Origin of the sequence: Nocardia coffeae (assembly GCF_019890715.1) — a bacterium.
In the GTDB taxonomy this organism is placed as follows: Bacteria; Actinomycetota; Actinomycetes; order Mycobacteriales; family Mycobacteriaceae; genus Nocardia; species Nocardia jiangxiensis.
Map to the genome: position 1 here is coordinate 166,260 of NZ_JAINZY010000004.1, position 16,090 is coordinate 182,349.

13 protein-coding genes are annotated in these 16,090 nt (G+C 67.6%); 6 read left to right on the plus strand and 7 right to left on the minus strand.

Translation table 11 applies throughout. The features are described from left to right. Positions 1-20 precede the first annotated feature (20 nt). From tig to clpX, 4 genes are all read left to right on the plus strand, one after another. Entirely contained in the window at positions 21-1,406 is a 1,386-nt protein-coding gene (gene tig, locus K7711_RS17600; RefSeq protein WP_372460150.1) for a trigger factor, read from the plus strand. 302 nt (positions 1,407-1,708) lie between these two features. Then, positions 1,709-2,299, plus strand: a complete 591-nt coding sequence (locus tag K7711_RS17605) for an ATP-dependent Clp protease proteolytic subunit (protein WP_222970515.1) — start codon at positions 1,709-1,711, stop codon at positions 2,297-2,299. A gap of 29 nt (positions 2,300-2,328) precedes the next feature. Further along, entirely contained in the window at positions 2,329-2,997 is a 669-nt protein-coding gene (locus K7711_RS17610; RefSeq protein ID WP_222970516.1) for an ATP-dependent Clp protease proteolytic subunit, read from the plus strand. A gap of 326 nt (positions 2,998-3,323) precedes the next feature. Further along, on the plus strand, positions 3,324-4,607 hold the full coding sequence (gene clpX / locus K7711_RS17615; protein WP_040820252.1) for an ATP-dependent Clp protease ATP-binding subunit ClpX: 1,284 nt from the start codon (positions 3,324-3,326) through the stop codon (positions 4,605-4,607). 105 nt (positions 4,608-4,712) lie between these two features. Here clpX and K7711_RS17620 read toward each other — a convergent pair whose 3' ends face one another. Beyond that, positions 4,713-5,312 carry a TIGR03086 family metal-binding protein gene (locus tag K7711_RS17620; RefSeq protein ID WP_222970517.1) on the minus strand — a complete coding sequence of 200 codons (600 nt, stop codon included), beginning with the start codon at positions 5,310-5,312 and terminating at the stop codon, positions 4,713-4,715. Between the two features lie 170 nt (positions 5,313-5,482). Here K7711_RS17620 and K7711_RS17625 point away from each other — a divergent pair, with 170 nt between their 5' ends. Then, positions 5,483-5,914 (plus strand): MarR family winged helix-turn-helix transcriptional regulator, encoded by a 432-nt coding sequence (locus K7711_RS17625; protein ID WP_235747416.1) that lies wholly within the window; start codon positions 5,483-5,485, stop codon positions 5,912-5,914. A 168-nt stretch (positions 5,915-6,082) separates the two neighbouring features. Here the strand turns inward: K7711_RS17625 and K7711_RS17630 are convergent, their stop codons facing one another. The 4 genes from K7711_RS17630 to K7711_RS17645 all read right to left on the minus strand — a co-directional run bounded on the left by K7711_RS17630 (position 6,083) and on the right by K7711_RS17645 (position 10,436). Next, on the minus strand, positions 6,083-6,616 hold the full coding sequence (locus K7711_RS17630) for a hypothetical protein (RefSeq protein WP_222970519.1): 534 nt from the start codon (positions 6,614-6,616) through the stop codon (positions 6,083-6,085). Between the two features lie 100 nt (positions 6,617-6,716). Continuing rightward, entirely contained in the window at positions 6,717-7,091 is a 375-nt protein-coding gene (locus tag K7711_RS17635) for a nuclear transport factor 2 family protein (protein WP_222970520.1), read from the minus strand. 63 nt (positions 7,092-7,154) lie between these two features. Continuing rightward, entirely contained in the window at positions 7,155-8,057 is a 903-nt protein-coding gene (gene fdhD / locus K7711_RS17640) for a formate dehydrogenase accessory sulfurtransferase FdhD (RefSeq protein WP_222970521.1), read from the minus strand. A gap of 75 nt (positions 8,058-8,132) precedes the next feature. Continuing rightward, the gene (locus K7711_RS17645; RefSeq protein WP_222970875.1) at positions 8,133-10,436 is read right to left on the minus strand and encodes an FdhF/YdeP family oxidoreductase; all 2,304 of its coding nucleotides are present in this window, start codon (positions 10,434-10,436) and stop codon (positions 8,133-8,135) included. Positions 10,437-10,708: 272 nt separating this feature from the next. Between K7711_RS17645 and K7711_RS17650 the strand changes: the two genes are divergently transcribed. After that, positions 10,709-11,149 (plus strand): hypothetical protein, encoded by a 441-nt coding sequence (locus tag K7711_RS17650; protein ID WP_222970522.1) that lies wholly within the window; start codon positions 10,709-10,711, stop codon positions 11,147-11,149. A gap of 137 nt (positions 11,150-11,286) precedes the next feature. Here the strand turns inward: K7711_RS17650 and K7711_RS17655 are convergent, their stop codons facing one another. Continuing rightward, positions 11,287-14,550: an arabinosyltransferase domain-containing protein gene (locus K7711_RS17655; RefSeq protein ID WP_372460151.1), complete on the minus strand. Its 3,264-nt coding sequence runs from the start codon at positions 14,548-14,550 to the stop codon at positions 11,287-11,289. A gap of 78 nt (positions 14,551-14,628) precedes the next feature. Further along, on the minus strand, positions 14,629-16,062 hold the full coding sequence (locus tag K7711_RS17660) for an MFS transporter (protein ID WP_222970523.1): 1,434 nt from the start codon (positions 16,060-16,062) through the stop codon (positions 14,629-14,631). Positions 16,063-16,090 lie beyond the last annotated feature (28 nt).

The following is a 16,090-nucleotide window of genomic DNA, read 5'->3' on the forward strand; positions in this document are numbered from 1 at the left end:
AACGAACAAGGAGCATGTCCGTGAAGAGCACCGTCGAGCAGCTGAGCCCGACCCGGGTCCGCATCAACGTCGAGGTGCCCTTCGAGGAGCTGAAGCCGGACTTCGATCGGGCCTACAAGGCGTTGGCCGGTCAGGTGCGTATTCCGGGTTTCCGTCCGGGTAAGGCCCCGGCCAAGCTGCTCGAGGCCCGGCTGGGTCGCGGCGCGGTCCTCGAACAGGTCGTCAACGATGCGCTCCCGGCCCGTTACAGCGAGGCCGTGACCACCAGTGAGGTCAAGGTCATCGGCCAGCCGGAGATCGAGATCACCAAGATCGAGGACGGCCAGGAGCTGGCCTTCACCGCCGAGGTGGACGTCCGCCCGGAGATCACCCTGCCCGACTTCTCCGGCATCGCGGTCACGGTCGACCCGATCGCGATCGAGGACGCGGACATCGAGGAGCAGCTGCAGTCGCTGCGTCAGCGTTTCGGCACCCTGACCGCCGCCGAGCGCGCGGTGCAGGACGGCGACTTCGTCTCCATCGACCTGTCGGCCACCGTCGACGGCGAAGAGGTCCCCGAGGCCTCCACCACCGGCCTGTCGCACGAGGTCGGCTCGGGTCAGCTGATCGAGGGTCTGGACGAGACCCTGACCGGTATGAACGCCGAGGAGTCCAAGGAGTTCACCTCCACCCTGGTCGCCGGTGAGCACGCCGGTAAGGAAGCGGTCATCACCGTCAAGGTGAACTCGGTCAAGGAGCGCGAGCTGCCCGAGGCCGATGACGAATTCGCCCAGCTGGCCAGCGAATTCGACACCATCGACGAGCTGAAGGACGACCTGCGCACCCGCGTCGAGCGGGTCAAGAAGGTCGAGCAGGCCGGCGTCATCCGCGACAAGGTGCTCGAGAGCCTGCTGGAGCAGACCGAGGTGCCGCTGCCCGAGGGCGCGGTGCAGGCCGAGATCGATGCGGTCCTGCACGACGCCGTGCACGGCTTCGATCACGACGAGGCCAAGTTCGCCGAGGCGCTCGAGGCGCAGGGCTCCTCCCGCGAGGAGTTCGACAAGGACACCAAGGAGTCCGCGGAGAAGTCGGTCAAGACCCAGCTGCTGCTGGACGCGGTCGCCGACGCCGAGGACACTCAGGTCGGCCAGGACGAGCTGACCGAGCGGATCCTGTTCCAGGCGCAGCGCTACGGCCTGTCGCCGGAGCAGTTCATCCAGCAGGTGCAGCAGGCCGGTCAGCTCGGCGCGATCTTCGCCGACGTGCGCCGCGGCAAGGCCCTGGCCGGTGTGGTCGGCCAGACCACGGTCACCGACACCGCGGGCAACACCGTCGACACCGACGAAATGTTCGGTGGCCCTGCCGATTCCGAGGACGAGGGGCAGGACGAGCAGGCCGCGGAGACGGCTGCCGCGACCGCCGAGTGAGCAGGGAAATTAGCAGCGAAGGTGTGCCACGCGCGAGCTTGCGAGTGCGCCATCGAGCACTGCGCGACTCGCTTACAGCGCGACTGAGCGCTAGCGAAGTTGCGCTGTAAGCGATAACAGGGCGGTACCGGGAGTTCGGTGCCGCCCTGCTTCGTTAGGGTTTGTGTCAGCGAATCAGATTTGCGGTCGATTCGACGGGCGGTCCGGTGGTTCAGGACCGGGTGCCCCCGGGAGATCGCACGTTGGATAGAGACTGCGTGCTTGCAAGCAGCGAGCCGGTGAGAGAGGGCAGGTATCCGTTAATGACATCCCCAACTTCTGGGCTCAACCTGAGTGATTCGGTCTACGAGCGCCTGCTGCGGGAACGAATCATCTTCCTGGGCACCGACGTCAACGATGACATCGCCAACAAGTTGTGCGCCCAGATGCTGCTGCTGTCGGCCGAGGATCCGACGCGCGACATCTCGCTCTACATCAACTCGCCCGGCGGTTCGGTCTCGGCCGGTATGGCCATCTACGACACCATGCAGTTCGTGGAATGCGACATCATGACCATCGGTATGGGCCTGGCGGCCTCGATGGGCCAGTTCCTGCTGACCGCCGGTGCCAAGGGCAAGCGTCTGGCCCTGCCGCACGCCCGGATCATGATGCACCAGCCCTCGGCCGGTATCGGCGGCACGGCGGCGGACATCGCCATCCAGGCCGATCTGTACGCGAAGAACAAAGAAGAGATGAACCGCCTGCAGTCCGAGCACACCGGCAAGACGGTCGAGCAGATCGAGGCCGACGCCGACCGCGACCGCTGGTTCACCGCCGCGGAGGCCCTGGACTACGGATTCATCGACCGCGTGATCAGTCGCGAGGCTCAGGCCGGCAACGGCCGCAGCGAATAAGCACACCCACAAGGACTTTGGAGACGAAGATGGCCAATCTTTTCGACCCGCGTGCGGGCCTCGGCGGCAAGGCGTCACAGGGCGCGCAGTCGCGCTACATCCTGCCGTCGTTCGTGGAGCACTCGAGCTTCGGCGTCAAGGAGTCGAACCCTTACAACAAGCTGTTCGAGGAGCGAATCATCTTCCTCGGCATGCCGATCGACGACACCGTCGCGAACGATGTCATGGCGCAGCTGCTGGTGCTGGAGTCGCTCGACCCCGACCGCGACATCACCATGTACATCAACTCGCCCGGCGGTGACGTGACCGCGCTGATGGCCATCTACGACACGATGCAGTACGTGCGCGCCGATGTGGCCACGGTCTGCCTCGGCGAGGCGGCCTCGGCGGCGGCGGTGCTGCTGGCTGCCGGAACCGAGGGCAAGCGCGCCTGCCTGCCCAACGCCCGCGTGCTGATCCACCAGCCGCGCACCGGCGGCATCCAGGGCCAGGTCTCGGACCTGCAGATCGCGGCGGCGGAGATCGAGCGCATCCGGTCTCAGATGGAGGCCATCCTGGCCCGTCACACGGGTAAGACGGCCGAGGAGGTCCGCAAGGACACCGACCGCGACAAGATCCTCACCGCGGACGAGGCCAAGGAGTACGGGATCGTCGATCAGGTCTTCGACTACCGCAAGCTGAGCGCCCAGAAGAAGTGAGTAGTGCGGCGGCGGCGTCCCGGTGGCCGTAGGCTGTCGGGCACTGGGACGCGCCGGCCACGGCATCGGGTTCGGACGATCCGGACACGGCGTCGTGAGAAACATGCCAAGTTGTCGCCCTCCATCGGGCCCAGCAGGTACGGTCTTTCCAGGGACCTTTGCTCGTGGTTGTCGGCAAGGACCGCACAAACTCACAAGTCGGTGCCCGGGAGTATCGTCCGGCGGCCGACACCGCACAGGGTGTTGCGGGTAGCGTTGTTTGGAGGCGGCTTGTCGGCGACCGGAACAGACGGTTGCACGCGGACAAGGAAGTAGGGACCCACGAGATGGCGCGCATCGGTGATGGCGGCGACTTGCTCAAATGCTCGTTCTGCGGAAAGAGTCAGAAGCAGGTCAAGAAGCTCATTGCGGGACCGGGGGTGTACATCTGTGACGAGTGCATCGACCTGTGCAACGAGATCATCGAGGAGGAACTCGCTGAATCCAGCGAGGTCAAACTCGATGAACTGCCCAAACCTGCCGAGATCCGGGACTTCCTGGAGAACTATGTGATCGGCCAGGACACCGCCAAGCGCACTCTGGCGGTCGCGGTCTACAACCACTACAAGCGCATCCAGGCCGGCGACAAGAGTCGCGACGGCCGCGGTGAGCCGGTGGAACTGACCAAGTCGAACATCCTCATGCTGGGTCCGACCGGCTGCGGTAAGACCTATCTGGCCCAGACGCTGGCCAAGATGCTGAACGTGCCGTTCGCCATCGCCGACGCCACGGCGCTGACCGAGGCCGGTTACGTCGGCGAGGATGTGGAGAACATCCTGCTCAAGCTGATCCAGGCCGCCGATTACGACGTCAAGCGCGCCGAGACCGGCATCATCTACATCGACGAGGTCGACAAGATCGCCCGCAAGTCCGAGAACCCGTCGATCACCCGCGACGTCTCCGGTGAGGGTGTGCAGCAGGCGCTGCTGAAGATCCTGGAGGGCACCCAGGCCAGCGTGCCGCCGCAGGGCGGGCGCAAGCATCCGCATCAGGAGTTCATCCAGATCGACACCACGAACGTGCTGTTCATCGTGGCGGGTGCGTTCGCGGGCCTGGAGAAGATCGTGCAGGACCGGGTCGGCAAGCGCGGCATCGGATTCGGCGCGGAGGTTCGTTCGAAGGCCGAGATCGACACCACCGATCACTTCGCCGACGTGATGCCCGAGGATCTGATCAAGTTCGGTCTGATCCCGGAGTTCATCGGTCGTCTGCCCGTCGTGGCCTCGGTGACGAACCTGGACAAGGATTCGCTGGTCAAGATCCTGTCCGAGCCGAAGAACGCACTGGTCAAGCAGTACGTGCGGCTGTTCGACATGGACGGCGTCGACCTGGAGTTCACCCAGGACGCGCTCGAGGCCATCGCCGATCAGGCGATTCTACGCGGCACCGGCGCTCGCGGTCTGCGCGCCATCATGGAAGAAGTGCTGCTGCCGGTGATGTACGACATCCCCAGCCGCGACGACGTCGCCAAGGTGGTCGTGAACGCCGACACCGTCAACGACAACGTGCTGCCGACCATCGTCCCGCGCAAGCAGTCCCAGCGGACCGAGCGTCGCGAGAAGTCGGCCTGAGTTTTCCGCTTACCCGTCCGAACGGGCCCCGGGAGAGTGAATCTCCCGGGGCCCGTTTCGTTTCGGCGCACTGTCGCCGACCCGGTGTGCCCGAGCGGTACGGGGTCAGTTCGGCCAGGACGGGTTGCGGCCCAGGTAGGCGAGGATGCGGTCGAGCGGCTCGGCCTCCGACGCGACGGTCAGCTCCGGGGCGAAGGCCGACTGTGCGGTGGTACGGGCCTCGCCGGTGGGCACCATGAGGGTGATCTCGAGTGCGGGTTCGACGAAATCGTCGGCGAGCCGATAGGGCAGATCCAGGGCGCGGGCGATATCCCAGCCGTGCACGACGTAGTCGATGAAGTGGGCGCGCAGGGCCATACTGCCGGGCGCCTGGACGCCGGGTCCGAATTCGGGGAGATCGAACAGCCGATCCAGGATGTCGGGCCGGTCGTAGGCGGCGGTCACCTCCGCGGCGGCGTCGGCGTAGTCGCGCACCGGATCGTCGGCGAGTGGTTGCACCTTCCAGACGTCGAGGTCCGCACCGTTGCCGCGTGCGGCGGCGGCGAAGCCTCGATGCTGAACGGTCATGTGTGCCAGTAGATCCGCCACGGTCCAGGCGGCACAGGGGGTGGGGCGTTCGAGGTGGTCGGGGGTCAGATGCCCGACGATCTCGACGGAGTAGTCGACGGCGCGGCGATTCAGATCGCGGATATCGGGAGTGGTCATGATTCAGATAGTAAGCGCGCGCGTATCGTATGTCCATGCTTACTAATTGAGAGCACGTAAAGTCTGCTGACATGACCGAGTTCGACGGCGGCGCTTCACAGGGCTCTGCGCGGTCACCCGAGCCGCCGACATCCGATGTGCCGCGCAGCGGGCGCCCCGATCTGGCGGCGATGATCGCGCCGCTGGCGCGCACGCTGATGGCGGCGGAACTGCCCGTACTCGACAAGCACGGGCTGACGATGTGGGCGTATGCCGTATTACTCGGGCTCGATCGCGGACCCGCCCGTGGGCAGGGCGTACTGGCTCAGGAGATCGGCGCCGACAAGACGCGGATCATCCCGGTCCTGGACGACCTGCAGCAGCGCGGCTTGATCGAGCGTCGGCCGGACCCGGCGGACCGGCGGGCGCGGGTTCTGGCGTTGACCGCGCACGGGCGAGCGGTGCGCGATGCCGCGCAGGCCGATATCCAGGCCAAGGAAGAAAAATTGTTGAGCAGACTCAGTTCCGCCGATCGGCGGGGTCTGCTGAATTCCCTGATCGTCCTCTCGACTGTGTCGCGCGAAGAGATCGTCGGACGGGACGACGGTCCCACGCCCCCTTGAGTTCACGGCGAGTGCGTTGTGGCGCACCCGCCACGGACCGGTGACGATCGGAATGTCCGCTCGTGCCCGTTGCCGGAGGTCGTCGTTGACCTCCCTGGTTCGCCGTTGAACCTTCGTCCGTTATTGAGGAAATCGTCGGTGGTACCAGGCTCGTTACCGCCGATCCGCTCATCTGTTACGACGGCTCGGCAGCCGGAAATTCATCGGCGCCGGATCGCGGAGTTGGGTGCGTTCGCGGGGTGCGGCCAGCGCCGCGACCAGGCCGAGCAACGGCGGCAGGAGCGCGGCGAGGATTTCGAGAACGTAGTTGCCCGTGGACATTCCGTCCGGGCGGTGGGTGAGGTGGTAGATCGCGTGCGGCACCCCGAACACCACCCAGCCGCCACCGGCCACCCGCGCCAGCAGGCTGTCGCCGTAGAACAGCGCGGCGGCGGTCATCGCGCCGAGTGCGAGGAAGAATGCGCCCGTGTCCGCGACGAGGTGGTGGTTGTACGGGCCGTCCATCGCGACCCAGTTCAGGCCGAGGCCGGGCATACTCCGATAGAACGGCCCGGGTGCCAGAACACCCCAGAGCCCGACCAGGATGCCCACGATCGCCAGGATCCACAAGGTGATTCGGGTGATCAGCCAGCGTCGCCGGTTGACGTCCAGTCGCATTCGCACCCGCAGGTTGTCCCCTGCACGCTCGAACGAGATCCGCATCCGATCCTCCCGCCTCGCCGCACTCGCGTTGCACAGTCACGGTAATTCGGGCGAATGCCGCGGACAAGAGCGTTGGCGTGGCGGGCGGCGTGGCGTGGCGTCAGATGGGGTCGACCTGCAGGTCGTCCTGGCTCCAGTAGGCGCGCATGCTCAGGATGCGGCCCTCGTCGTCGAATTCCATGATGTCGATCGGGGAGATGGTCATCCGATGTCCGTGTCCCTCGGAGACCATGGTGAACGCGACCGCGGCGTGGTTGCCCGAGACGCGGATCGTGGTGGGTTCGGCCTTGCGCTGCAAGGGTTCCAGGACCGCGTACAACTCGCGGATGGCCTCGAGTCCGCGACGCGGTTCGCTGCCGATCGGATCCTCCACGACCGCCTCGGGAGCGTAGAGCTCGAGGATCTGTGCGGCCGTACCGCCGCCCACCAGCTCGATGTACCGTTCGACCGTCGCGCGACTCTGCTGCGTACCCATGACTGCTCCCAGTGGATTGAAACGTGTTCCAGTTTCGCAGCGTAACAGTCGCGGTGACCCGGATCAGTCGACGTGTGCGGTGAGTGGGAGGGCGGTGAGGCGTTCGGGTCCGGAGTAGACGTTCATGGTCTCTCCGCGCAGGAAGCCGACCAGCGTCAGCCCGGTCTCCAGGGCCAGATCCACCGCCAGGGAACTGGGTGCGGACACCGCGCCGAGCATCGGGATACCGGCCATCACGGCTTTCTGCACGAGTTCGAACGAGGCGCGGCCGCTCACGATCAGCACCAGATCGTGCGCGGGGATCCGATTCTCCCGCATGGCCCAGCCGATCACCTTGTCCACCGCGTTGTGGCGGCCGACGTCCTCGCGCACGGCCACCGCCTCGCCGTCGGCGGTGAACAGACCTGCCGCGTGCAGGCCGCCGGTGGAGGCGAAAACCTTCTGGCGGTCCCGCAATTCGTCCGGCAGGGTGGCCAGGGTCGCGGTGTCCACGGTCGGGCCGTTCGCGGGCAGAGCGTAGCGGCTGCGGGTGCGGACCTCGTCGAGGGTGGTTCTGCCGCACAGGCCACAGGCGCTGGTGGTCAGCACGTTGCGGGTGGAAATCGGTGTGGGCGTGCGTAGTTCGATATCGAGGATGTTGTAGGTGTTCTGCCCGGCGGTGCTGTCCGGCGGTGACTCCGGGAAGCCGAGATGGTTGCGCATATTGCTCGCGCCGGGCGCGCAGCGGTCCGCACCGGCGCAGTATCGAGCCGAGACGACGTCCTGTGCCGAGCCGATGATGTTCTCGCTCAACAGGAATCCGTGCGCGAGGTCGATATCGTTGCCCGGGGTGCGCATGGTCACCGTCAGTGACTCGCCGTCGACGCGCAGTTCGAGCGGTTCCTCCACGGCCAGGGTGTCCGGGCGGTGCACCTGGCCGTGGGCGGTGATTCGCAGCGTCTTGCGACGGGCAGTCACCCTGCTCATGGTTGTGCCTCGTTCCTTTTCTCGCCCCGTGTCATCGGTTCCGGGTCCCGTGGCGCGGTCATGTGGTGTAGCTGCTCACGCGGTGTGAACGTGCGGTTCGAGCCGGATGGTGACGGCCTTGGAGACCGGAGTGTTGGAGCGTTCGGCCACGTGGTTCAGCGGGACCAGCGGGTTGGTCTCGGGGTAGTAGGCGGCCGCGTTACCGCGCGGAGTGGAGTAGGCGACCAGGCGGAAACCGGTGACCCTGCGTTCCACGCCGTCGGTCCACTCCGAGATCAGATCCACCAGATCGCCCTCGGCGAAACCGAATTCGGCGATGTCCTCGGCGTTGACCAGGACCACCCGGCGGCCGTTGTGGATGCCGCGATAACGGTCGTCCAGGCCGTAGATGGTGGTGTTGTACTGGTCGTGGCTGCGCAGGGTCTGCAGGATCAGCCTGCCCTCGGGCACCGGCAGCCACTGCAACTCGTTGACCGCGAAATTCGCCTTGCCCGTAGCGGTTCGGAACTCGCGGGCGTCGCGCGGGGGATGCGGCAGCTGGAAACCGTTGCGGCCGCGGACTTTCGCGTTGTAGTCCGCGCAGCCCGGAACCACCCGGGAGATCGAGTCGCGGATCGCGTCGTAGTCTTCGCGGAATTTCGCCCACGGCACGGGATGTTCGGGACCGAGCAGCTCCTGCGCGAGTTCGCAGACGATGGCCACCTCGCTGCGCAGCTCCGGGCTCACCGGTGTGAGGCGGCCGGTCGACAGATGCACCATCGACATCGAATCCTCCACGGACACCTGCTGTTTCACCCCGCCGGGCGAAAGGTCCAGATCGGTGCGGCCCAGGGTGGGCAGGATCAGCGCGGTGCGTCCGTGCACGACGTGGCTGCGATTGAGTTTGGTGGAGACCTGCACGGTCAGCGCGCACTGCCGAAGTCCGGCCTCGGTGACCGCGGTGTCGGGGGTGGCCGAAACGAAATTGCCGCCCATACCGAAGAAGACCTTCGCGCGGCCCTCGTGCAGCGCGCGGATGGCATCGACGGTGTCGTAGCCGTGTGTGCGCGGGCTGGTGATGCCGAACTCGGAATCCAGTGCGGCAAGGAAGGTTTCGGGCATCTTCTCCCAGATGCCCATCGTGCGGTCGCCCTGCACGTTGGAGTGTCCGCGCACCGGGCACACGCCCGCACCCGGCTTGCCGATCATGCCGCACATCAGCAGCAGATTCGTGGCCTCCTCGATGGTGGCCACCCCGTGTCGCTGCTGGGTCAGGCCCATCGCCCAGCAGAAGATCGTGGACTTCGAGGTGGCCAGCAGTTCGGCGGTGCGATCGAGATCCTCGCCGGTCAGGCCGGTCGCCTCGAGGACCGTGGCGAGATCCACCGCGCGCATCTGCTTCTCGTATTCGGCGAAACCCGCGGTGTGCGCGTCGACGAAGGCGCGGTCCACGACCGTGCCGGGTGCGCGGTCCTCGGCCTCGAACAGCAGCCTGCCCAGACCCTGGAACAGGGCCATATCCCCGCCGAGGCGGATCTGCAGGAAGTCGTCGGCGATATCGATCCCGGTGGTCAGGCCGCGCAGGGTCTGCGGATCGCGGAAGCCCAGCAGACCCGTCTCGGGCAGCGGATTGATCGCGATCACGCGGGCTCCGTGCTCCTTGGCCTTCTGCAGCGCCGAGAGCATGCGCGGATGATTGGTGCCCGGATTCTGCCCGGCCACCACGATCACCTCGGCAGCGGAGAAGTCGTCGATCGTCACCGAACCCTTGCCGATGCCGATCGAGGCGCTCAGCGCGGTGCCCGAGGATTCGTGGCACATGTTCGAGCAGTCCGGCAGGTTGTTGGTGCCGTAGCTGCGCACCAGCAGCTGATACAGGAAGGCGGTCTCGTTGGCGGTGCGGCCGGAGGTGTAGAACAGGGCCTCGTCGGGGGAGTCCAGGGCGCGCAGCTCCTCGGCGATCAGCCGATACGCCTCGTCCCACGCGATGGGGCTGTAGTGGTCCTCGCCGGGGCGCAGCACCATCGGACGAGTGAGCCGGCCCTGCTGCCCGAGCCAGTAGCCGGACTTGCCGGACAGGTCCGCGATCGAATGCCGCGCGAAGAACTCCGGATCGACCGTGCGCAGTGTCGCCTCCTCGGCGACCGCCTTGGCCCCGTTCTCACAGAACTCCGCGGGGCGGCGATGATCGCTCGGCTCCGGCCAGGCACAGCCGGGACAGTCGAAGCCGTGCCGCTGATTCACCCTGGTCAGGGTGCGCGCGGTGCGCAGCACGCCCATCTCCTCGACGGCCCGCTCGAGTGCGATCGCCACGGCCGTGACGCCGGCCGCCTGCTGTTTCGGTGGGGTGAGGGCGACCTTGGATTCGTCGATGTCGTGAGATGGCGCGCGGCGATGCATCATTCCATCGTCCTCCTGACCGAACGACTAGGACAAACGGCCCATGCGCCGATCGGCGATCGCAGGCCGAATGCCGAGCCTACGCGCGGTGTCACGGTGGTCGCGGACGATGTTTGGGATCGTTCACGAATCGGCACGATCGTGCGGTGTCCGGTGACGACACACTTGCCGCGGATGCCGCGAATCGCCCCCACGGCGGCCCTCGGGAGGCAAGTATCGATGCGACCGCCGGGGCAACTGCCTCGGAACCGGACAGCAAGGATCGGAACAGGATGGACAAAGGACTCAGGACCGCGCGGATTCGCCGGCGCCTCGCACGTCCCGCTGCGGCGGGCCTGGGGGTGGCGGCGCTGCTGCTCACCCCGGTCGCGCTGCTCACCGCGCCCGCCGGTGCGACCGCCACACAGGTCGGTGCGGAACCGGGTATGAACTACGGTCTGGGCACCAACTACGCGGTGGGCTGCCAGTCCGCGGTGCAGGTGACGGTCTCCGACCCCGTGCAGCCGGTCCAGGTCTTCGACAACAACGGCTCGATCGGCTGGTTCCGGCCCTCGGGCGGCACGGTCGTCGCACCCTGGACTCCGGCGACGGTCGGCTGGCACCACATCACCGCCGTGCAGGCCGCGACACCGGCCGGCGCGCCGACGCCGTACGTCGACGTTCGCGTCGCCAACGGTGCGCACATGGGCAACAACTGCGCCGTTTTCGGTTGAGCGGCAATGGTTTCCAGGCGCGCGGCGGACGCTTCGTGAACGCGCGGATCGTGCCCGCCGGGCGCTGAAGGCTCGAAGACGAGTGCGGGCGGTTCCCCTCCGGGGGAACCGCCCGCACTGCTTCGTCTATCGGGTGTCTATCGGATGTCGAAGTTCAGCGGACCCGGTTTCCACCGGGCGGACCGCTGTTCGGTGACCGTGTCCAGCTGTGCGGGGGTCGCCTTCGGATCCAGCGGGACGAGGCGTTCGATCTCGCCCCAGTTGCGCTTCCAGTCGTCCTTCAGATACGAGGACATGACCTCCGGACGAGTGAGCAGCTGGACGTAGCCCAGCGGACCGCCCGAGGCGTGGCTCTGCCAGTTGGTGGTCATGATCGCGGCCGCGAAGTCCGGGGTGATGCGGTACTGCGGGATCTCCGCGACACCCTCCCGGTGCCGGAACGGCTGCTGGCACGGGAACTGCAGGCCGACCAGCCAGTCCAGCATCACCGGATCGGTGTGCCCGACGAGCGAGTCGAGGGTCTGCAGATGCGGCACGCGCGGCGGTGTCACCGCGACCCACTGCAGCGGGTCCGAGCTGTTCACCGAGGCGACCACGCGCACGACGTCGGCCTGGGAAGGCAACTGCTGCAACGGAACTCGCAGGTTACGCCAGGACGGTTGCAGCACGCTCACGTCGTCCGGGGTGACCCGGCCCAGCGACTGCACTCCGCCCGAACCGGCGACGCCGTATTCGAGCTGGACGTTCTGCCCGGCGACGGGCAGGTTGTCGATATCGGTGGAGGCGACGCGCCCGGCGGCGGCGATCGAGACGATCTGGCCGCGGCTGCCCGAGGAGTCCGGCGCGGGCAGGCGGTACCAGCCCGAGGTCAGCGACTTCTCTGCGCCGGGGCTGCCGTAACTGCCGAGCATGGGCGTCGTCGCGGGACTCAGGCCGAACGGCAGCGGGATGGTGCTGCCGTTGATCCCCGGCTTCGCGGCCTCGCCCCCGGTCCCGGTGCTGTCCTTGCCGGTCTTGGTCGTGGTGCCCGCACTGCCCAGGGACTGGCCGACCGAGGCGGCCGCGGCGGCCGAACCGTCGGGGGTCAGGTCGGCGAGGTTCAGGCCGTCGGGGGTGAATCCGTCGTTGGTCCCGGCACCCAGCGCGGCTCCGGGGCGACCCGACAGTGGTTGCAGCACACCGGCATTGGCGTCCGGCTCGACCAGAACGTCGTTGGCCATACCGCACGTATTGCCGGTCAGTGCCCGGAAGTTCGAGGTGGCGAGCGAGTACGCCGGATACTGCGCGACGGCCGCCTTGACGAACGAGAGCACCTCGAACAGCACGACCAGCGCCGTCGCGATCGTCAGGATCGGGATCGGGCGTCGCGGTGCGCGTCGTTCGGCGCGGAACGGTTCGCGGATGTGGAACCAGCCCGCCACGGCGATCAGCAGCAGCGAGATCGCCAGCAGCACCGTGCCCGCCTTGATTCCGTGCACCGAGATCGGCTTGTCCCACCACGAGATTCGGTAACTCGCGACGTACCACCAGCCGTTGGAGCTGGCGAAGGACAGTCCCAGCATGGCGAATACGGCCGCGGCGAACAGGGTGCGGTTGCGCGCGGATCGTAGCGACCGCGATCCGACCGCGACCGCGGCGACCACTGCGACCGCGCCGCCCAGTCCGGCGAAAACGCCGAGGTGATGGGTGAACTTGGTGGGGGAGAACATCATCAGCGGCACCGCGGCGACCGTGGTGCCCAGGATGCGCCGGGTGGGTCCGGCGGCGAGTCCGGGAATCCGGCCCCGCTTGTACAGCAGCGTGATCACCGCGGCGGCCAGGGCCAGGAACATCACCAGCATCGCGAACCGCCGCGCGAGCGAGCCGTCCGGGGTCGGCTGGAGCAGATCCTGATAGACGAGATAGTCGGTGTACCAAGGCATATCGGGCCCGACGACCTTGTGCGCCTGCTGCATCGCCGAGACCTCGGACAGCGGCTGCCCGGCGAACACGATGGTCAGCACGACCAGACCCGCGGCCAGCGCGGGTGCGATCAACGCCACATAACCCGAGGTGCGGGCGCGTTGCACGATGATCTGCACCAGCGGGCGCGCCCCGGCCAGCAGGGCGGCGAAGCAGATCAGACCGGACGGGTTGGTGACCACGGCCAGCGCCGCGGGGATCAGCGCGACCGCGGCCGGGGCCAGGCGCCGGGTGGCCAGTGCGCGTTCCATCGACACCCAGGTCAGCAGGACGGCCAGCGCGATCGCCGGCTCGGGCCGCAGACCGTTGTTGTAGGGCAGCCAGAACGCCAGCAGGACCAGCCCACCGGCCCAGATCGCCGAGCGTTCGGTGCGTGCGCCGACGCCCAGGCGCGGCACCACCTCGCGGCTGATCAGGAACCAGCACGCGATGCCGAAGATGAGCTCGGGCAGTCGGACCACGATGCTCGCGGTGGACACGCGGGCGAGCAGTTCGAACAGGTTGTCGTACGGGATGCCGATCGGCGTCTCGGGGACGCCGAAGTAGGCGAAGTAGTTCGCCAGATATCGGGCGGGCCCGGCGGTGCGGGCCATCCCGAAGATGTAGCCGTCGTCCGCGGTGCCGACGCCGATGAAGTACCACAGGATCAGCGTGCCCAGTACGGCGAAGTCGACCAGCCGCGGCCGCCACCAGCGACGCGGCAGTACGCGACGGTTGCCGCGGCCGTCCAGGCCGTCCAGCCGGTGCAGCGAGTACAGGGCCACGGCGGTGGCGATGATCGCGCCGATGATCGCGATCAGTTTCAGCACGGTCGGGGAGGTGGTGAATCGCGAGTCGATCACCACGTCGGCGTGCATACCCGACGGTGCGGCGCCGGTCAGATCGGTGAACAGGCCGACCAGTTGCGGGCGGTGCTCACCGGCCAGCGTGACGGGCGCGCCGCCCGCCTGGACCGTGGTGGCGGTGCTGTCGGAGGAGATCGTGATGGTGCAGCCGCGCGGCAGGTCGCGCACCGGAGTATCGATCAGCGTCTGATCGCGCAGCACCACCTGCAATCGGTCGCCGGTGGGTGCGGCGGCGACCAGGACGTTCAGGCCGTAGTGCCAGGACGATCCGGACGCCGCCGGGACCGTGGCCAGCAGGGTGCCGCCGCGCGGTCCCAGCGCCGTGGCGGCGCTGCACGGGATGTCGGCGTGCACGCTGGTCGGGGAGTAGGACACCAGTGGCGCGGTGACGCTGCTTGCGCGGCCCGCCTGCGGCCAGGACAGCGAGGACTGCTCCTGATGCACCGGCAGCAGTGGCACCGCCACGGCCAGCAGCGCGCCGAGGATGCCGGTCACGATTGCGAGGATCCGCCACAGTCGACCGCCCCCACGTCGGGGGGCGGGTTGGTCCAGCGGCCGATCATCGGCCGGGTGTCGACTGAGCGTCTGGGTCACGGTCGGGCATGCTATCAACCGGAACTGAGACCGCGTCCAGCTCACTGACACCACGGCCGATGCTCTGCGGCGTCGCGCTCAGCCGACCGCGCTCACCAGCTGTGATGCGGCGGGTTCGGTTGTGGCCGAGCGGGTTTGCGGGCGTAACCCGAGCAGGGCCGCGGCGATGGTCGCCGCACAGGCTCCCGCGCCCACCCAGAATGCGACCGTGAACTGGCCTTCCTGCGGCAGCGGCAGATGCGGGAGCAGCTTCGCGGTCAGCAGCGTGGTGATGACGGCGCTGCCCAGCGCACTGCCGACGGTGCGGGAGATGGAGTTGATCCCGTTGGCCACGCCGTTGTGCCGATGCGGCACGCTCGCGGCGATCAGGGCGGGCATGGCGGCGTAGGCGAAGCTGATCGCGATGCCGACCACCACACTGGCGGTGATCACGGTGCCGGTCGTCTCGTGCGCCAGGGCCATCCAGGCGAATCCGGCCGTGCCGACGATGCCGGACAGGGCCAGCACGTACCGCCCGCCGATGCGCCCGACCAGCAGTCCGCCCAGTGGAGCGGCGAGCATCGAGGCGATCGTGCTGGGCAGTAGATATTCCACCGAGGCGCGCAGGATCGAGGCGGTGAAGCCGTATCCGGCGATCCGCGCGGGCATCTGCGCCAGATACGACACCCCCATGAACAGCAGGAACATCGCGAATCCGATGAAGACGCCGGACAGGTTGGTGAACAGCACCGGCCGGTGGGTGAACATCTCCAGGTCCACCAGCGGTGCGGCCGAGCGACGTTCGATCAGCACCCACAGCGCGGCCATGACGATCGCGCCGCCGAAGCAGCCCAGCGTCGCGGCCGAGGTCCATCCCCATTCGTGGCCTTGGGAGATCGGCAGGAGCAGCAGGATCAGTGCGCCGCCGAGGGTGATCGCACCGGGTAGGTCGACGCTGCCGGGATGGCGGGTGCCCGTCGCGGGCACGACGATCGCCGCCAGGGCCAGTGCGACCACCGCCAGCCCGGCGGTGAACCAGAAGACCACGTGGTAGCCGGGATCACTGCCCTGGGTGAGCAGACCGGTGGTGACCAGTCCGATGCCGCCGCCGAAGGCGAGGGTGCCGCTGACGATGGCCATCGCGCCGTTCAGCCGTTCGGCCGGGATCTCGTCGCGCAGCACCGACAGCGCCAGCGGGAAGATCGCCGTCGCCACGCCCTGCAGCGTGCGCCCGGCCAGCAGGACACCCAGTGAGCCGGCGGTCGCGGACACCACCGAGCCGATCACCGCGATCACCAGCGTGCCCAGCAGCGTGGGCTTGCGGCCGTACAGATCGCCGATCCGGCCCAGCAGCGGGGTGAACACGGCAGCGGACAGCAGGGTCGCGGTGGTCACCCAGCTCACCGACGTCGTGGAGACGTGCAGTCTCGTCGCGATCAGACCCAGGATCGGTACCGCCTGGGTCTGCATGACGGTGACGATCATCGCGGCGAATGCGAGGACGCCGGTCAGCAGCGAACTGCTCCGCGTCATGTGACACCTCCATAAACTTGAGAACAGA